The following is a 17,480-nucleotide window of genomic DNA, read 5'->3' on the forward strand; positions in this document are numbered from 1 at the left end:
ACTCACCCGGCAGGACGACGAGACGGCCACCCCCTCATGGAGGGTGGCCGTCGTGCTGAGTGGGTACGTGCCTGCAGCCGGCCCGTCAGGAGCTGGATCCGGTGAGCACCGTGTCCCGCTCCGCACCGCGGATCGAGCGCAGGACCCCAGCGAGCAGGAACCAGCCACCGGAGACGACGATGACGGCCACCAGGCTGAGGGGCCGCTGGGGATGGATCGCCACCAGCCAGCAGGTGGCCAGGAACCACACCGCCACCGCGGCGATGTTGAGGGTGCGGAAGCGCTTGACCCTGGCCGGGTGGGCGTAGTGGGTGGGCACGAGGGTGAGCACCACGAAGACCAGGGTGACAATGATGTTGACGGTCGCCGAGGTCTGCAGCACGTAGAACATGAGGGCCACGATGTTCCAGGCCGCGGGGAAGCCCACGAAGTAGTAGTCGGTGGACTTCCACTGCTTGTTGGCGTAGCAGAACATTGACGAGCTCAGGATGAGGGCCATGAGCAGGCCGGCCACCGGTCTGGGGCCCATCGGCAGCGCCACGTACATGAAGACCGCCGGGATGAAGGTCCAGGTGAGGTAGTCGACGACGATGTCCACGATGCCGCCGTCGAACCAGGGGATGATCTCGGAGACCTTGGCGCGCCGGGCCAGGGTGCCGTCGACGCCGTCGACGACGAGGGCGACGAGGAGCCAGAACCACATCCAGGTGAACTCCCGGCGGGGGTGGATGGTGGCGAGCATGGCCAGGCTGGCCCACACCAGCCCCGACATGGTCAAGATGTGCACTGCCCAGGCGGCGACACGGGCCCGCGCCGGGTACTGCGCCGTCGACACAAACATCCCCTCTCGGTGGGTGACACTGATGGTGGGAAGTCTATGCGGTTCACAGTCTCGGCACATATTCGCAGGCGGTACCGCCCTTGACCGCGCTCGCCCCTCGGCCGGCTCACCGATCCTGCCCGGGAACCGAGTGCGTCCCCGTCCCTGCTGGGACGAGGACGCACTTGGCTGCGGTGCGCCCGGAAGGCGCTCACAGGAGATGACTCACACGCTCACGTTGCGGAAGTCGAAGGGGTAGATCCCCATGGGGTTCCAGTGGGCGATGAGGCGCGCGCCGGTGTCCGCGTCGTGGGCCCACAGCTCGCTGGTGATGACGACGCCGCCGCCCTCCAGCTCGCTCAGGCTCAGCCGGTGGAGGCCGTCCACGTAGTCGTCGGCCTGCTCCACCGGGTAGAGGGCCAGGTCGGCGGCGGGGGCGGACAGGCCGGCCAGCTGCTCGTCGAGACCGGCCAGGTCGTTGCCGGCGATCCCGTAGCGGCTCGCCAGCTCGTTGACGTCGCGGCGCGCGATGGCGGCGACGAACTCCTGGACCTCGGTGTAGATCCGACGACGCAGCTCCTCGTCCCCCCAGGGGGCCGGGGCGGGCTCGACGGGCTCCTCCGCAGCCGCCTCGGCCGCGCCCGCAGCCTCTGCCTCTGCGGCCTCTGTGGTCTCCGCGGGCCCGGCAGGCACCTCGGGGGTCTGAGAGCTCGCGACGTTCTCCGCGTTCTCCTCGATGTCGGACTGCTCGGCGGGAGCCTCCTGCGCCGCGCGGTCCTCGGGCTCGCCCTCGGGCGTCGAGGCGGTCGGCGCGGAGACGGCCTCGGAACCGGAGGCCGCCACGTGATCCCAGGCCTCACCGGAGACGGCCGTCGGCTGCTGCTCGGGGGTCTCCGCCTGGACGGGCTCGGACTGGCCCACGTGGGCGACGGTCTCACCGGTGGGCGCGGCCACGGGCTCACCGCCGACGTGCTCGACGGCGGGGACCGCCACCGGCTCGTAGGCCGACTCGGCCGTCCCGGAGGAGTGCGCCACCTGGGTCGGTGCGGCCGGGGCCTCCTCGACGACCGCTTCGGCGGCGCCCTCGTGACCCTGCTCAGTGACCGTTTCAGTGACCGTCTCGGTGACTGCTTCGGCGGGGGTCTGGGCGGTGGCGGCCGCGTGCCGGGCCCGGCGCGCGCTGGCGGCCGAGTCGGTCTGGGGCACCGGGGCGGCCGGTGTCTCGATGACGGCCTCGGCACCGACCTCGGTCACGCCCTGCTCCTCAGCGGGAGCGACGGGCGTCCCAGCCACCGACGGCGTCGTCACGGGCGGCGCCGTCACCTCGCCGTCCACGAGGCCCTGGTCGACGGGGAAGGGCTGGACGAGGAGGGTCTCACCCGTGGGCGCGGCCACCGGCTCGGTCTCGGCCGGCGCAGCCGGCTGCTCGGAGCTCACCGGGGCCTCAGCGACCTCGGCCGCCTCCACGACCTCAGCGGGCGTGTGAGCGGTCTCGGCCGCGTGCCGGGCCTGGCGGGCGGCGACCGAGTCCTCCGTCTCAGGGGCGGAGACCGGGGTGGCGATCTCGGCCTCGGCGGCTGCGGGCTCTTCGGCCTCCGCCGCGACGGACTCGGCGACGCCCTCGGCAGGGGGCTCAGCCACGGTCTCACCAGGAGCGTCGTCGGCGGTCTCGGGGGCGGGGGCCGGTGTCGCCTCGGCCTGGTCCGTCACGCTCTCGTCGACCACGGCACCGACCTGGGCGGCAGCACCGGAGTCTGCCGGCGCGGCCTCGGCCTCAGCCGCAGAACCGGCCGACGCCGCAGACCCGTGCTCCGGCCGCTGCGCGGGCTCGACGACCGCAGCAGCCTCAGGCGCCTCACTGACCTCGGCGGCCTCAGGCGCCCGGGGTGCCTCGGAGGGCTCCTCCGAGACCGGGCCCTGGTCCGTCTGGGCGGCCGGAGCGGGCTCCGCGGCGACGTCGGGCAGCGGGTCGGAACTGATGTACTGGCGCCGCTCCACGCCCACTCGGGTGAGCTGGCCGGCGAGGATCTCGGGGCGGCCGAGATAGTCCCAGACCTCACCGGGACCCGAGCGCAGGCTCAGGGAGGGGGCGTCGAGGATGGCGACCCCGCCGTCGGGCAGGAAGCACAGGAACAGTCCGGTCATCTCACCGGTGGAGGCGTCCCACAGGCGCACCGTACCGTCCTCGGAGCCGGTGAGGATCAGGGTGCCGTCGGGGCTCCACTGGGCGTCGGTGACGCCGAAGCGGTGGCCGGCCAGGGACAGGACGACCTTGCCGGAGACCTCGTCCCAGACGCGCACGACACCGTCGTCGAAGCCGGCCAGCACCCGGGTGCCGTCGGGGCTCCACGCGTAGGAGCGGACCATGGCGCCCTCGTCGCGCAGCGTCACCAGCTCGCCGGAGGTGATGACGTCCCAGACGTGGGCGGCGCCGTCGGCGCTGCCGGTGACGACGCGGGGACCGCCCTGGGTCCACACGACGTCGCGCACCCAGTTGCCGGTGTAGGTGTGGATGACCTCGCCGGTGGTGGAGTCCCAGATGCGGGCGGTCCCGTCCTGGGATCCGGTCAGGACGCGCTGGCCGTTGGGGCTCCAGGCGACCGACGTGATCATGTCGCGATGCCCCTCAAGGGTGAGGACGCGCTCGCCGCGGGCGGCGTCCCAGATCGCGGCGCGGTCGTCTCCCAGGCCGGTGAGGATGCGCTCGCTGTCCGGGCTCCAGGCGACGTCGTTGACGTCGTCCTCGCCGGCGGTCAGGGCCTGGACGACGTCACCGGTGGAGGCGTCGAGGATGAGGACGCGCGGGGAGAGGTAGGAGGAGGTGGCCAGGCGGGTGCCGTCCGGGCTCCAGGCGACCTCGCTCAGCTCGCGGGCACCGTTGTCCACCGTCAGCCGCGGCTCGCCGGTGGTGGCGTCCCAGACGCGGTTGCCCCCGACCTTGGCGCCGATGGTGAGCTTCGAGCCGTCGGGGCTCCAGGAGACGGTCTCGACGGAGTTGCCGGCCCCCAGGACGAGCTGGGTCTGGCCGGTGGCGGCGTCCCAGACGCGCACGGTGTCGTCGTGCGAGCCGGTGGCCACGCGGCGGGAGTCCGGGCTCCAGGCCAGGGCGCAGGCCCACTGGGTGTGACCGCGCAGGCTGAGCAGCTCTTCGCCGGTGGCGGCGTCCCAGATGTGGGCGGTGGTGCCGGAGATGTCGTCGGTGACGATGCGGCTGCCGTCGGGGCTCCAGGAGACCACGCTCACCCAACGGCGGTCGCGGCCGTGCAGGCTCAGGACCTCCTCGCCGGTGGCGGCGTCCCAGACCCGGGGCTCGGCCGAGTCGAAGGCGGTGATGATGCGGCGCGAGTCCGGGCTCCATGACAGCCCGGTCATCGGCTCGATCGGGCCGACGTGGGCAGGCCTGCCGTCGGCGCCCACCGTGCCGCCGCGCCCCACGAAGGCCATGGGGCCCACGCGCAGCAGCTCGGTGCCGGTGGTGACGTCCCAGACCCGGGCGGTGCCGTCGTCGGAGGCGGTGGCCACCCGGGTCCCGTCGGGGCTCCACGACACGGCGGTGAGGTGGTCCGTGTGGCCGGACAGGGTGCGCACCACCTGGCCACTGGCGGCGTCCCAGATGCGGGCCGAGGCGTCGTCGAAGCTGGTGAGGATGCGGGTGGAGTCGGGGCTCCAGGCCACCGCCCCGCCGACGCCGGAGCCGCCGACACCCAGGGTCAGCAGGTCGGCGCCGGTGGTCGCGTCCCAGATGCGCACGCTGTGGTCCTCCGCCGCGGTGAGGAGGCGCGTGCCGTCGGGGCTCCAGGCCACGGCGCTGATGGACAGACTAGGGCCGGCCAGCGCGAACAGCTCGGTGCCGCGGCTGGCGTCCCAGACACGGGCGGTACCGTCGTGTGATCCGGACAGGAGCCGCGTGCCATCCGGGCTCCAGGCCACTCCCCACAGAGCGTCGAAGTGGCCGGCATACAGTGACACCTCGCGAGGGTCGATCGTCCCCGAGGTCTCTGAAGGCACAGTCATGGTTGAAGTCTAGAGATCTCTGCGAGGTATCTGCGGCATCTTGAGCCGATTGCGAGCAGTTACCTGAGTGATATCTGGCAAATCCGCGGCTGAGAGGGCGCCACGCCGGGCGCGCGACACGCGGTGACGCCGTCTTCCGCGCCACCGCGCACCGCCGGGAAGGGCTCGCAGAGGCTCTGCTCGCCCGTCGACGAGTGAGTCGCCGACCATTTCGATATCTTCCCGAGACACCCGGACATTTACCGGCGGTCACCGCCGAGGGCGTCGTAGTGGGCGTCGTCGACGGGCTCGAGCCACTCGTTGGAGGGGCTGTCCCCGGGCACGCCCAGGGCGATGTGGGAGAACCAGGAGTCGGCCTTGGCCCCGTGCCAGTGCTTGACGCCGGCGCGGATGAAGACGACGTCACCCGGATCGAGGCTGACGGCGTCGCGCCCCTCCTCCTGGTACCAGCCCGAGCCGGCGGTGCAGATGAGGACCTGGCCGCCGCCGGAGGTTGCGTGGTGGATGTGCCAGTTGTTGCGGCAGCCGGGCTCGAAGGTGACGTTGTGGACGCTCACTGCGCACTCGGGGTCGGTCACGAGGGGCTTGAGGAAGCTCTCGCCGGAGAAGTACTGGGCGAAGGCGGTGTTCGCCTCGCCTCTGCCGAAGACGTTCTCGGCGGCGAAGACGGTCTCATCAGTGGTGGCGGTCATGGCGGGTCCTTCCTGGAGCCGGATAGAGGACTGGCGCGGGTCTGGTGCGGATCCGGTGCCGAGAACCCGGGGCCGGCGGGCGCGGCGGACACAGACGGACAGCGGTCGGCGTCGCCCAACGGTGTCTAAGGCCTCGATGGATCTCGATGGGGCGGGGCCGCGACACCGGGCAGCTCCCGTTGCCGGTCGATGGTCAACGCCGGTCGGCAGCGCCAGCTGATCTCGACGGTAGTGCGGCGAGCCCGGAACATCCAGGCCCTGCCGGACCTCCCCGGAGCCCTGTCACGCGTCCCTCACGTGTTCCCCTCCCCCGCATACCCCTCACGTGTCCTGGCACACCCCTCACGTGCGGGGACATCTCACGCCAACGGGTGCAGGTTTTCTGTCCCCGTACGCGCAGAAGGTCCCCGCAGACGGCCGCGCAGGGCGAAATCACCCTACGCGCCCGCGTGCTCATCGGATTCACCCCCGTCCACGGCCGCGCGGGACGGAAGGGACCGACCGACACCGCCGACAACCGGTACCGCCCCGGCCTGGAGCGCCGCAGCCGGGACCACCTCCCGCCGACCGCCCCAACCGCCTCTCGCCTCCAACCTGAGTAGGAAGCTCGCCGGCACTCACCCTCCTTCGGATGGATATGGGCTGGTGGGGGATCACCCACCAGCCCGATGTGCCGCGGGCCACGATCACGCAGTCTGGAGTCATGACTGCGATGACAACCTCCCGCCCCACGAGCCAGGGTCTTACCCGCGCCGGCGAGCACTCCGGGCGCCGCTGGCTCAAGACCGTCCTGACCGCGCTCCTGACCGGGGTCCTCTGCCTGTGCCTGGTGCTCATCGGCGTCACACGCGCCGCGTCCGCACTCATCACCGGTGGAAGCACCGACGCCGGAAGTAGATGACCTCCAAGCGCACCGCCTCCCCCGGCCCCGCTACCCGCCTGGGACCGGCCGGGGAGACTCTGCGTCGACGGGGACCTTTCCTCATGTCCCCGTCGACGACGGCCGTGACGAAGGCAGGAGCGGTGGGACTGAGGCGCGCGAGCCGGTCTCAGTCGCCGGTGCCGTGGAAGACGGCCTCGAGGTTGTTGCCGTCGGGATCCAGGACGAAGGCACCGTAGTAACCGGGGTGGTAGTGCGGGCGCTCGCCGGGCCCGCCGTTGTCGGTGCCGCCCGCCGCCAGGGCCGCCTCGTGAAAGGCGTCCACCTGCGCCGTCGACGACGCCGTCACAGCGACATGGCACGGCGTCGGCTTCTCAGCCGGGGCCAGCCACAGGTCCGCGCGCACCGAATCATCCTCCGGCGCACCGGGCGCCGGGGCACCCAACCCAACGAAGGGCGCGAACTCCATGACGACGCGGTAGCCCAGCGGCGCGAGCGCCGCCTCATAGAAGGCCTTCGAGGCCACCGGATCACTGACACTCACCGAGATGTGATCAATCATGCCTCCAGGCTAGCTGTATGAGGTCATGACGTTGGTGACGTGTGCTGGGACGCGGGTGGCGGGTGGCTGGTTGTGGCAGGCGGTGTGGGGCCGATGGTAGTTGTAGTGGTGGTTCCACACGGCGATGGCGTCGCGGCGCTGCTGCTCTGAGGAGTAGCTGCGGGCGTAGAGGCACTCCTCGGCCAGGATGCGGTTGTAGCGCTCGACCTTGCCGTTGTGGCGCGGGGTGTAGGGGCGGATTCTCTGGTGGCGTGAGGCCAGGGAGGTAATGGTTGTGGTGAAGGCCCGGGCCCGGTAGCTCGCTCCGTTGTCAGTGACGACCCGCACGAGCCTGGTCACGCCGTGGTCGGCGAAGAAGGCCCGGGCCCGGCAGAAGAAGCCGATCGTGGTCGAGGCCCTCTCGTCATCCAGGGCCTCGGTGTAGGCCAGGCGGGAGAAACCGTCGATAGCGGTGTGCAGGTAGGTGTAGCCGATCCTGGCTGCCTTGCCCCGCTTGGAGGCCTTCGCCTCAGGGGTACCGCGCCCGTGGGCCCTCCAGCCGCCCTGCGGGTGGGATGCGTCCGACCTTCTTGACGTCCAGGTGGATCATGTGGCCCGGGAAACGGGCCACGATAGGTTTGCTGACCCGGTTGGACTGCCCGGTGGGGCCTGGTGTCGCGGCGTCGGTTCAGGCCGGCTCTGTCCAGCCAGCGGGTCACGGTACGTACCGACACCACTGTCCCGCGCGCGGCGAGCTCATGACTGATGCGGCGGGCAGACCACTTGTGGGTGCGGCGCCAGTGCTCGATGAGGTCCACCGTCTCGGCACTGGTCTGGGTGGGACGGTGGACTGGGGCGCTGGAGCGGTCCTCAAGCGCCTCGGTTCCGCCCTGGCGGTAACGGGCGACCCACTTCGACAGCGTGGCGCGGGCGATGCCGGCCTCGGCGGCTACATGGGCGATAGGACGACCGGACTGGACACGCATCACGAGCCGGTAGCGGCCCTGAGGCGTCAGCGGAGCGTTACGGTGGGTCATGGCAGCAGGGCTTTCTATGTCAGAAGGATGATTCAGCACCACCCATCCTGACAGCCCAAGCCCCGCTGCCCCCACGACTACAACCTCATGACCCACAACAGCTAGCGAAGACCTTTAGGTCCAGGGGAGCATTGACAGGAATTAACAGGACCGGCTCATGATGCCCTTCAACTTCCGCGTCCTCCCGAGAGCCGGCCAGCGCTGTTCCAGCCACTCCTTCCAGTAAGGCCCCCCTGGTCGTGCTCCTCGCCGCCACGTCAGCCCTCCATCACGAGGCGCGCAGTCGTCAATGAGACGACCGGGCAAGCAGCCAGGCGCATCACGGGGCTTGACCCTGTTGTTTGGACACGCTGATTCCGGCCTTTGGGCTGGGGAGAGCGAGATGATCTGAGCATGGCTAGGAAGAGCTACTCTGAGGAGCTTGCGGCGTCAGGCGGTGGACCTGTACGAGACGACACCGGGGGCGACGGTGCGTGGGATCGCCCAGGACCTGGGCGTCGAGCGCGGCACGCTGCGCCAGTGGCTGGCCCGGTACGCTACCGGGCGTAAGACCGGCGCCGATGGCAGTCCAGCTGTCAGCCGGCTGCGTCCACGCAGGCCCGACGACTCCCGGACTGGCGGGCACGCAGGAGACTGCCTCAGAGCCGATCGCGCGCCTGGAGGCTGCCAACGCTGAGCCTCACACTCAGGCCGTCAAGCCCGGCCCGGGGAGCCGGTGGGATCCCTTCAGCAGGCGGGCGTGTGAACCGTAAACGGGTTGCTCGGCTGATGCACGCCGCGGGTACCCGCCGGCTACCGCAGGCGGCGCCGGGTGCGCACCACCGTGCCGGACCGGGCCGGAGCCAGGTGCCCCGACCTGCTCAAGCGTGAATTCACAGCCCCGGCCCCCAACCACAGGTACGTCGGTGACATTCCCCCACTGCGTGGGAGGTGCCCCCTCCTACCTACCCCTGGCCGACGGGACGAACCTGTACCTGGCTACCGTCATCGACTGCGCACGGCCGGCGCCTGGTCGCCTGGGCGCTGCGCGGCCACATGCGCACCTCCCTGGTCATCGAGGCCCTCCAGCAGGCCGCGGCCACTCGAGGGAGCCTGAAGGGCGCCGTGTTCCACTTGCGACCGCGGATCGGTCTATACCTCCAAGGACTTCGCCGCCGAGGGCAAGAGGCTCGGGGTGACCCAGTCCATGGGAGCAGTCGGCTCCAGCGCGACAGGCGCGCTGGCCGAGTCATTTAATGCCACGTTGAAGCGTGAGGTCCTCATGGACCAGCGCTCCTGGGCCGATGAGCTCACCTGCCGGCGCCAGACCTTCAGGTAGCCCACCCGCGCACGACACCGTACGCCGCCACTCCTACTGCGGCCACCTACCCCCAACCACCTACGAGCAACAGACCTCAACCACTACGCTGGCAACCGCCGCGTAAACCAACCCCCACGTCCAACAACAAGGGACAAGGCCCCGAGTTCTAGAAGCGCAGCGTTGGACAAAGGCATCCCCAGATGAGGCGAGTTCAGTGAAGACCAGCCGTCTTCACGGGCTCAGCAGGGGTTCCAGGGTTTACACCAGTGCAGGTCTGGGTTGAGGTTGATGTTGACCTTGATAGTCCAGCCGCCAGACTTCTGGTCTGAGAGAAGGGGCGGTGGGTTGACGGCGAGGAGGGTGATGGTGCCCAGGCCGTCGATGTGGACGCTCTCACCCAGGTGCATCTCGTACGTGGTCGGCTTCCCTCCCATGGGGGTCCAGCGCACCGAGGCGATCCACTGATGGCGCTCGGAGCGTAGGCTGTCATACCCCAGCGCTCCCGTTCTGGTCTGTGGGGGAGGAAGTGAATCAGCGAGGGGGACTGTCTCACCCCTGTCTACCTCAGCCGGCAAGGAAACACTCGTGGTGCTCGGGTGGGTCCACCACAGCCAGCCGCCCGCCCCCACCGCAATCGCAACAACAATGACGATGGCTGCTTGCAGCATTGTTTTCTTGCTTCCCACCCTTCTCGTATATCCGTCATACTCGCGCAATGTCGCATCGTTTCTCACGTCGCCAATTGTTGCCTTACTGCGATCATGCTGCATATCTGTCATAGGTACTCTTTTGGACGTCTGCCGCATCAGGGTACTGGGCTGATGCCTGTGCGAGCAAAGTACTTTTCGTAGTCCTCTCGGGTGATTCGGATGAGACCCCCGGGCTCTGCAACATTGTCGGGATGCTTGTTGTTCCCCCATGGGTTGCGTAGGGTAACGTAGTTGTCGTCGATGCCTTCAACGGTATATGAGTGGTGGTCGCTAATTGTGAGTTCTTGTTCTTTGTCCGACTGTGCGTCGTTCCCGCCCGCGCTGGTGGCGTCAATTTTACCATCACGGTTGGTGTCGGTTACCGCCGTGACTTTGTTTCCATTGTTGAAATCCCCTCCTGTGGTTGTCCCGACAACGACTTGCCCGGAGTCAACGGCGCTCTTAATGGTGTCCCATTCACCTTGGTCGTACTTGTGGTCCTCTATTGGAAAGGTCCAGCCGAACCAGCCAGGTTCCGAGCCCCACGTGTCGACGTGGTAGGCATCTGTGCCCGTGCTGACCTCCATAGCATCTTCTTCAGCCACACCGCCGTCGTCAAGGTCTTGAAAGCCGAAGTGCTTGCCGTAAGCACGTTCGTAGAGGCTCATGAGAGTGGGTCGCCCCTGGTCATCTTTGGTGCCCTCGGAGTAGTAGTCATCCACGTCGACGTAGACGGGTTTGCCGTTGTCGTAGAGGGTGACGACGAAGCAGTTCTTGCCCTTATCCCACCTGACCTGGTCGCGCAGGAACTGCTGACCGTCCTCGGTCTGGGAGTAGCCCTGGAGGGTGGCGAGCAGGTAGCAGTCACCAATGACTGTTTGGTGGGCGTCGGGGTCCCAGTCGCCGTTGCCGTCAGCCTGCTCCCGCAACCGCCTCTTGTCCTCCCTTGAAAGCTGCGGTGTGCTTCCCTTGTTTTCTGACGGCTCACTGTTCTTCCCGCTTCGTGGACCGGTGCTTGCTGCGGTAGCCAGTGAGGCGGCTGCGGTGGTCGCTGCCAGGTCGACGGTGGACAACAGGGCGTTGAAGGTGGTGGTGATGACGGTGGCCGCCACCTGACAGGCAGGAGCCGTCGCGGGACTGGTGATCGAGGTCACCAGCAGGCGAGCAGCCTGAGCCTGCAGCTCAGCGGCCATACCATGAGCCCGCTCCAGGACACCCGCATAAGCATCCATCACACCAGCCCCACGCCCCAGCTCCCCAGCCCTGCCGGAGAGCTCATCACTCAGTGACGAGGCCGCAGCCGAGAAAGCCTGCGCACTAGCCCCTTGCCACGACGGCGCCGACGACCCCGCCGAGGACATCAACGACGCCCCCTCACCAATCCTGTCCCCAGACCTGCGCCAGGACGCAGCCAGAGCCCTGACCCCACCAGGAGAACCAGGAACCCGCGTAGCGATCACAGCAGCCAACCCTGACAGTCCGACTGGTACCGCACTCATCGACCCACCCCCAGGCCGCCACGCCCCCCACCGGCACGGGCACCCGCGCCCGCAGCCATCAGCCCCTGGGCGCCGCTGGCTGAGGACTCGTCGGCCTCGGCCAGGCTGGTCATGGCGTGCTTGACGCCGTCAGCGATCTGGTCGGCCCCGGCCGCGCCGTCGCGGGCGCCGCAGGTCTGGGTGGTGGCGTAGGCCGCCGCGGCCGCTACCAGCACCGCCGGCCCCAGGTCGCCGCTGCTGCCGGGCTCAACGCTGACCGGCCCCAGCACGGCTGAGCACTCATCAGCCAGCGACACCGCCCGCGCCAGCTCGTCAGGCACCACCTGCAACACCACCAGGGACCACTCCAATCACACACCACCCCAAGGGGCACCAGTCACCCGTGCCGTGTCCTGGAGCGGTTTTGTAGGAATCAGGGAACGATGAGAAAACTAATCGTGCATCCAGAAAAAAGTAAGGGACCATCGGCCCGGCACCCCGGGGAGAACTCCCCATCAACACCCACCCCACCAGGCGCGCAACCCACCCCTGCGGCACAACCCCGCACAACCCCGACCCGGCACAACCCGGCACGACTCAGAAAGACCCGGGGAGCCTCAGGGTGGCCCCGGACGACTCACGACGCCTCAGGGCGCCTGCTCCCCGCCGCGGCGCACAGCCTCCAACATGAGCGTGGCCACGTCGGTGACCCGCACGTCAGCGCCCTCGGAGGCGACACCATCGGAGAGCATCGTGGACCAGGCGGGGCCCGGCTGAGCTGGTGAGCTCATCGGAGATGGTGGCTAGCTCTATGGCGGTCGGCCCCACAGTCACTATCAGCCTTAACGCGGGCCAGTCTGCAGCCGTCGATCTCTTCTCCCCTGCGGCTCAGGAAGTCCTCACCACGTTGAATGCCTCCGCAGGAAGCTAAACACAAAGCAGCTCAGGTCAGGTTGCGATCACTTCTCCCTCCAGCCATCCGCTCGCTCGAATAAATTGAGTGTATCCTTTATCCATTACCCACTTTGAGGAGGAGGGCAGCCCGTGGCCGACCACCAGGACGACGGAACCAACGGAGACACCGAGCCACTCACTGCCCAAGCAGACGATCGGCCCAGGCGAGGCAAAACGGTGCGACGCCTCATTCTGGGAATCATCATAGCCACCCTCACCACCGTGCTCTGCACCGCCGGATGGCTGTACTGGACCCACCCCACCACCACCAGCGTCCCCCTGCCCGACGGAGTCCAGGAGGGCGAGGCCGGATACCTCATGGCGGTCTTTAATCAAGCTTTTCTTGGGTTGGTGTGATGGGTAGGTGCTCGAAGTCGTAGTCGAAGGTGCGGCTGGTGATGTAGCTGGTGAATGCGGTGTAGGTTTCCTCGGGGTTGTCTCGTTGTATGTTTGAGATGTTCTTCTTGGCGGTGTTCCAGACGTGCTCTATTGGGTTGTGGTCGGGCGCGTAAGGAGGTAGGTAGATCGGCCTGACGCGCTCCAGGGCCTGGCCGGGCTCATACAGGTCAGTGACCGCCTTGGCGTGGTGGAAGCCGGCGTTGTCAAGAACAACAGCGATCTTGTCGTTTGCCGTCTCGCGTACCAGACGGGCCAGGGCCAGGGTGACCTGCTCGGCGTTCTGGTTGCCCTCGATGGGGTAGACGCGCACCTGGAAGGTTATTCAGGGGCGTGTATGGGGGTTTAGGGGTTCGGTGTGTTGAATGGGTGACGGCTCGTTGGTCTGAGAGAATCAGATTGCTACATGAAACCTCTCAGGAACGAGCCGTCATGGGTAAGGGTATCACAGGCCTGGACAGAACGCAGTTGAGCTGCCTGGTGGAAATGGTGCTGGGTGATACTGAGATCTCCTTGGCGCCAAGAATTCTTGGCCCACTGGCCGCGGTGCGGGCGACGTTGATGTATTTGCGCACCAACACCTCCCAGGAGGCGATCGCCGAGATCATGGGGGTGTCACAGCCGACGATCTCGCGGGCGATCTCGGTGGTCACCCGGATCATCGCCAGGGTCTTGGGGCCTGTGCTGGCGACCGTCGAGGAGGTCCCCCATGGGGGCGTGCACATCATCGACGGTACGCTCCTGCCGTGCTGGAGCTGGAAGGATCGGACGGACCTGTGGTCGGGCAAGCACAAGCGCACCGGCCTGAGCCTGCAAGTGCTGGTCAGCCCCGCCGGGCGCCTGCGGTGGGCCTCAGACCCGCTACCGGGGGCCACCCACGACACCAAGGCCATCACCACCTCCGGTCTCTTGGAGGAGATCGACCCCTCCTGCTGCATCGCCGATAAAGGCTACATCGGAACCGGGGTTCTCACCCCCTACAAGAAACCTCCCAACAGTGAGCTCACCAAGGCCCAGAAGCAGGCCAACAAATCCCTAAATGAAATCCGGTATGTCGTGGAGAGAACCATCGCGCACATCAAATCCTGGAAGATCCTGGCCCACGACTACAGGCGCCCCCTGCACACCTTCAAAGAAACTATCACAGCCACCCTAGCCCTCTACGCCTACACCAACCCCTGAATAACCTTCCTGCTTGCTGGTCAGGCTCAGGGCGCCGAAGAAAGACTGGGCCGAGCGTTCTCGGTCGACATAGATCTTGGTCCGACGGCCGGTGGGCAGCCACATACGCCGGGTGACGGCCTCGTGCTCGACGCGCACCTCGTCGACGGTGTAGACCTCCCAGCCCCGGGCCAGCAGGTCGGCGACCTCCTGACGGACCTGGTCCATTCGCTCGGTGACGGCGGCCTCGTCGCGGCGCTTGTCGAAGGGGTCGGGCAGCTTGAAGCTCATCCCCACGAAGCGCAGGAGCAGCTGGTAGGAGGAGTCTGAGGCGTACTCCACGCCGAACTTGATCCGCACCACGTCACGCAGGGCCGGTACGTCCCAGAAGTCCGCCCTGATCCCGCTCTGGGCCGGTGGCCTACTCAGGATCCGCTTGAGCTGCTCCTTGTGGGCGCGGGTGAGCTTGGCGGCGTTCTCGTTGCCGGCGTGCCCAGTGACAACCGAGTGCAACCTGGAGCACCGCCAGCGGCGCAGCCAGTTGCTCACCGTCCTGCGGCTGCGGCCGACCATCTCAGCGATAACACCCGTGCCGACACCACGAGAGGCATACAAAATGGCCTCAGCCTTTAAACGCACCAGGACGAACGAGTCACCGCGTTTCTTCCACGCCAGAAGAACATCCCGCTCCTCCGCAGTCACATCAACAACCACACACACATTCTATATCGATACCCCCAAAACCACCCGACAACACAACCCCAGAAGGAAACTTTGTTTAATGCCGGCCATCAGCTCTGCACTTCCCTCTCCACAGACGATACACGGAAGCCTGTTCCCAGGGCCGCTGTATTCCAGGAACCACGAATGGGTTGGCACGGTGACATGGAAACCGTTTCATGGAGCGGAACAGGACTATGAGCTGCGTCTCGGCGAGAGCGTCCACATCGATGGCCTGGGAACAGCGACCCTCCTCGAAGTCGAACCACCCCCGACCGTCCCGGAGATCAACCTTGGTAGGGAGCAAAAAGCCGGGGGCTGGCTCTATCGAGTGAACATCATCCTTGACCCCGGACTCTCACCTGAGTTGGCTCATTTAGTGTCGTGGTGGATGTTGTTGAGGGCTTGGATGAGGTCGGGTGGGAGTGGGTCGGCGGCTGTGAGGGTGTGTCCGGTGATGTTGATGGTGATGGTGCGGTAGCGGCGGGCGGTGGTGATCAGGCGTCTGATGGACCAGCCGGTGGTGTTCTCCAGCCATCGGGCCATGGCCAGGGCGGCGGTGACGATGGTCAGGTGGGCCTCGATGGACTGGCGCAGGTGGTGGTAGATGGGGCGTGCTCTCAGGTCGGACTTGGACATGCGGAAGGACTTCTCGATGTTGTACAGGCGGTGGTAGGCACCGATGACCGTCTCGGGGTCGGGGTTGGGCAGGTTGGTGACGTATCCCTTCCACCCGGCCAGGGTCCGGGCCCGTGTCTCCAGGTCGCGGTTGATGCTCCTGGTGGCGCCGGACAGGTGCACGAAGCGGTTGCGTTTGACGGGGATCTTTCCTGCGACGGCTTTCTCGGCCTTGGCGACCTGGGTGTCGATCCCGTGTAGCGTGCGTCGGGCCCTGTCGGCGCTGTAGCGGTAGCAGATGGTCTCGTCACGGCGCTGGTCGCTGGCTCCGGCGGGCCAGGGCTGGGTCAGGGTCAGCCCGTCGGGGACGTCCTGGTCGGGGTGGCTGTCGTGCCAGGAGCTGATCACGTGGGGGACGCGTGAGGTGCGTGAGCCCAGCACGTAAGACAGGCCGGCTGCCTCCAGGGCCTGCTTGTTGGCGGCGCCGATCATCCCGGCGTCGGCGACGACCACCACGTCGTCGAGGTTGTAGGCGTTCATGAAGTCGTTGATCGTCGGGATCATGGTGGCGGTCTCGGCCTTGTTGCCCTCAAAGGCCTCGGCCCGTAGAGGGAACCCGGTCTCGTCGGTGAGCAGCCCTACCGTGATCTGCGGCTCCAGGCGTCTTTCCTTCGAGAAGCCCGGCTCGCGGAAACCGTCGGCCTTGTCGGTCTCGAAGTACAGGGTCGTCACGTCGAACAGGACCAGCGAGGCCCGGTCGATGCGGGCGCGTCCGGCCAGCAGGCGCGACAGGCCCCGGGTGAACTCCTCAGCGGCGTAGCGGGGCAGATGACGCTTGACCGTGGCGTAGGACACCGGCGTCAGACCTGCCTCGGCCAGGACCCGCAGGGAGCCCTGCTTGCTGGTCGGCTCGATCAGCCTGGCGGTAACGAGCTGGCGGAAGACCTCGTCAGCACCACCGAGCCCGTCCAGGCCCACTGCCTTCCAAGCCGCTTCCAGCGTCTCCAGGAGCACTCCCATCCGGTTGGAGGTGATCGGCGCTACGCGCCCGGCCCCAGCCAGCGCCTGCGGTCCCTTTCCCCCGACGTCCGCACCGTTCAGGCCCGGCAGGTCAAGGCCGAGCTGGCCAGCGTTGAGACGCTGCCTGGCGACCTCCTTAAGCGCCGCCAGCTCAGCATCGTCATGGGCTGAGCCGATGTGCTCGATGCTGCGGGCTCCTTTGCGGGAGGAGTACACGATCTGCACCGCACGGGCCCCCGACGCCGTCCTGACCGCGCGAACGTACGGACTCATACCCCCACGTTAGTGCGCACCCCCACCCACGCAACCCGCACAATCCCAACCACAACCACACCCCCAGCGACCCAACCACCCCGCAATGAGCCAAGTCAGGTCCCGGAGATCAACCTTGGTAGGGAGCAAAAAGCCGGGGGCTGGCTCTATCGAGTGAACATCATCCTTGACCCTGGACTCTCACTGTGCACAGTATTCAACCCGCGCCCACACAACTAAGTCGTATGGCGACACAGGGCCACGGGGATTGGAGCCACAGCGACCCTCACCTCACATCAACAATCCCATCAAGGATGGAAGGATTCACCGGGATCCAGATTGACGTTGATGTGGAGTGTACTTGTTGACCCGCCACTCTTAGTCTTGTCAGGCGGCGCGGTGGACGGTGGAGTGACAGAAAAGAGGGTGACGGTACCCAACCCATCGATGTGGACGCTTTTACCTAGAGGTAGATCGTACTTGACCGACTCTCCCCCGATGGGTATCCAGCGCACCGAGCCGACCCACCGATTGTTCTCGACGTGCATGCCGGCGGATTCGAGTATCCCCTTATCGGTATTTTCAGACGGGAGCGACCCACCAAGAGTAATGACTTCACCCCTCTCAACTCCAGACGGAAGGGGGGTGCTCTTAAGTGGCGAGGGAGGTTTCTCGGTTGCTTGAGAGCCGCCGACCGCACCCATGTGAGTCGACCACACCCAGCCACCTACCCCTGCTGCCGTCGCAACAACAACGACAGCGACAACCACCCACAGCAGGATTTTAGCTACCCCACCCCCGCTCGATTGATTTCCGAAGTTTTGTGGAACGGTATTTCCGGAGACGTAGACTCCCGCCACACCGCTCCCATGTCTCTCCTCCGTCATGCTTCCCTCTTTCCTGGAACT

15 protein-coding genes and 2 pseudogenes are annotated in these 17,480 nt (G+C 67.0%); 4 read left to right on the forward strand and 13 right to left on the reverse strand.

Translation table 11 applies throughout. The annotated features are described in order from the left end of the window. Positions 1-85: 85 nt before the first annotated feature. The 3 genes from EL340_RS08920 to EL340_RS08930 all read right to left on the reverse strand — a co-directional run bounded on the left by EL340_RS08920 (position 86) and on the right by EL340_RS08930 (position 5,526). Positions 86-835, reverse strand: coding sequence for a CDP-alcohol phosphatidyltransferase family protein (locus EL340_RS08920; protein WP_126415409.1), 750 nt, complete (start codon positions 833-835; stop codon positions 86-88). Positions 836-1,045: 210 nt separating this feature from the next. Then, the gene (locus tag EL340_RS08925; RefSeq protein WP_126414299.1) at positions 1,046-4,834 is read right to left on the reverse strand and encodes a WD40 domain-containing protein; all 3,789 of its coding nucleotides are present in this window, start codon (positions 4,832-4,834) and stop codon (positions 1,046-1,048) included. A 239-nt stretch (positions 4,835-5,073) separates the two neighbouring features. Further along, entirely contained in the window at positions 5,074-5,526 is a 453-nt protein-coding gene (locus EL340_RS08930) for a cupin domain-containing protein (RefSeq protein WP_126414300.1), read from the reverse strand. 703 nt (positions 5,527-6,229) lie between these two features. Here EL340_RS08930 and EL340_RS08935 point away from each other — a divergent pair. Further along, complete coding sequence (locus EL340_RS08935) at positions 6,230-6,427, forward strand: hypothetical protein (RefSeq protein ID WP_126414301.1); 198 nt, start codon at positions 6,230-6,232, stop codon at positions 6,425-6,427. A 148-nt stretch (positions 6,428-6,575) separates the two neighbouring features. On the opposite strand, the gene EL340_RS08940 is transcribed toward EL340_RS08935, so the two are convergent. Beyond that, on the reverse strand, positions 6,576-6,968 hold the full coding sequence (locus EL340_RS08940; RefSeq protein WP_126414302.1) for a VOC family protein: 393 nt from the start codon (positions 6,966-6,968) through the stop codon (positions 6,576-6,578). 9 nt (positions 6,969-6,977) lie between these two features. Further along, positions 6,978-7,984 (reverse strand): annotated as a pseudogene (locus tag EL340_RS08945) (IS481 family transposase). A 393-nt stretch (positions 7,985-8,377) separates the two neighbouring features. On the opposite strand from EL340_RS08945, the pseudogene EL340_RS08950 reads away from it, so the two are divergent. Continuing rightward, a pseudogene (locus tag EL340_RS08950) lies at positions 8,378-9,408 on the forward strand (IS3 family transposase). Positions 9,409-9,523: 115 nt separating this feature from the next. Here EL340_RS08950 and EL340_RS08955 read toward each other — a convergent pair. The 4 genes from EL340_RS08955 to EL340_RS14945 form a co-directional block, all read right to left on the reverse strand. Then, a complete protein-coding gene (locus tag EL340_RS08955; protein ID WP_126414303.1) occupies positions 9,524-10,063 on the reverse strand; it encodes a hypothetical protein in 540 nt (179 codons plus the stop codon). Between the two features lie 26 nt (positions 10,064-10,089). After that, positions 10,090-11,166, reverse strand: coding sequence for a C2 family cysteine protease (locus tag EL340_RS08960; RefSeq protein WP_232022963.1), 1,077 nt, complete (start codon positions 11,164-11,166; stop codon positions 10,090-10,092). Between the two features lie 302 nt (positions 11,167-11,468). After that, positions 11,469-11,795 (reverse strand): hypothetical protein, encoded by a 327-nt coding sequence (locus tag EL340_RS08965; RefSeq protein ID WP_126414305.1) that lies wholly within the window; start codon positions 11,793-11,795, stop codon positions 11,469-11,471. 303 nt (positions 11,796-12,098) lie between these two features. Further along, complete coding sequence (locus EL340_RS14945; RefSeq protein WP_164719366.1) at positions 12,099-12,242, reverse strand: hypothetical protein; 144 nt, start codon at positions 12,240-12,242, stop codon at positions 12,099-12,101. 340 nt (positions 12,243-12,582) lie between these two features. Between EL340_RS14945 and EL340_RS08970 the strand changes: the two genes are divergently transcribed. Beyond that, a complete protein-coding gene (locus tag EL340_RS08970; RefSeq protein WP_126414306.1) occupies positions 12,583-12,762 on the forward strand; it encodes a hypothetical protein in 180 nt (59 codons plus the stop codon). On the opposite strand, the gene EL340_RS08975 is transcribed toward EL340_RS08970, so the two are convergent. Continuing rightward, the gene (locus tag EL340_RS08975; RefSeq protein WP_164719367.1) at positions 12,734-13,114 is read right to left on the reverse strand and encodes a transposase; all 381 of its coding nucleotides are present in this window, start codon (positions 13,112-13,114) and stop codon (positions 12,734-12,736) included. The two genes, EL340_RS08970 and EL340_RS08975, sit on opposite strands and share 29 nt — an antisense overlap. A 119-nt stretch (positions 13,115-13,233) precedes the next feature. On the opposite strand from EL340_RS08975, the gene EL340_RS08980 reads away from it, so the two are divergent. Next, entirely contained in the window at positions 13,234-13,983 is a 750-nt protein-coding gene (locus EL340_RS08980; RefSeq protein WP_197722279.1) for a transposase family protein, read from the forward strand. On the opposite strand, the gene EL340_RS08985 is transcribed toward EL340_RS08980, so the two are convergent. The 3 genes from EL340_RS08985 to EL340_RS08995 all read right to left on the reverse strand — a co-directional run bounded on the left by EL340_RS08985 (position 13,954) and on the right by EL340_RS08995 (position 17,459). Next, on the reverse strand, positions 13,954-14,676 hold the full coding sequence (locus EL340_RS08985; RefSeq protein ID WP_126414308.1) for an IS630 family transposase: 723 nt from the start codon (positions 14,674-14,676) through the stop codon (positions 13,954-13,956). The genes EL340_RS08980 and EL340_RS08985 overlap by 30 nt on opposite strands. Positions 14,677-15,054: 378 nt before the next feature. Beyond that, complete coding sequence (locus EL340_RS08990) at positions 15,055-16,593, reverse strand: IS1634 family transposase (RefSeq protein WP_126414309.1); 1,539 nt, start codon at positions 16,591-16,593, stop codon at positions 15,055-15,057. 287 nt (positions 16,594-16,880) lie between these two features. Then, positions 16,881-17,459 carry a hypothetical protein gene (locus tag EL340_RS08995; protein ID WP_126414310.1) on the reverse strand — a complete coding sequence of 193 codons (579 nt, stop codon included), beginning with the start codon at positions 17,457-17,459 and terminating at the stop codon, positions 16,881-16,883. Positions 17,460-17,480 lie beyond the last annotated feature (21 nt).

The sequence above is a fragment of the Actinomyces viscosus genome, assembly GCF_900637975.1.
Classification (GTDB): domain Bacteria; phylum Actinomycetota; class Actinomycetes; order Actinomycetales; family Actinomycetaceae; genus Actinomyces; species Actinomyces viscosus.

Bases quoted from the DNA above. Each gene is read 5' to 3' on its own strand.
- EL340_RS08995 (WP_126414310.1), bottom strand. From the start codon at position 17,459: ATGACGGAGGAGAGACATGGGAGCGGTGTGGCGGGAGTCTACGTCTCC.
- EL340_RS08980 (WP_197722279.1), top strand. From the start codon at position 13,234: ATGGGTAAGGGTATCACAGGCCTGGACAGAACGCAGTTGAGCTGCCTG.
- EL340_RS14945 (WP_164719366.1), bottom strand. From the start codon at position 12,242: ATGAGCTCACCAGCTCAGCCGGGCCCCGCCTGGTCCACGATGCTCTCC.
- EL340_RS08925 (WP_126414299.1), bottom strand. From the start codon at position 4,834: ATGACTGTGCCTTCAGAGACCTCGGGGACGATCGACCCTCGCGAGGTG.
- EL340_RS08955 (WP_126414303.1), bottom strand. From the start codon at position 10,063: ATGACAGATATGCAGCATGATCGCAGTAAGGCAACAATTGGCGACGTG.
- EL340_RS08990 (WP_126414309.1), bottom strand. From the start codon at position 16,593: ATGAGTCCGTACGTTCGCGCGGTCAGGACGGCGTCGGGGGCCCGTGCG.
- EL340_RS08960 (WP_232022963.1), bottom strand. From the start codon at position 11,166: ATGGCCGCTGAGCTGCAGGCTCAGGCTGCTCGCCTGCTGGTGACCTCG.
- EL340_RS08930 (WP_126414300.1), bottom strand. From the start codon at position 5,526: ATGACCGCCACCACTGATGAGACCGTCTTCGCCGCCGAGAACGTCTTC.
- EL340_RS08940 (WP_126414302.1), bottom strand. From the start codon at position 6,968: ATGATTGATCACATCTCGGTGAGTGTCAGTGATCCGGTGGCCTCGAAG.
- EL340_RS08935 (WP_126414301.1), top strand. From the start codon at position 6,230: ATGACTGCGATGACAACCTCCCGCCCCACGAGCCAGGGTCTTACCCGC.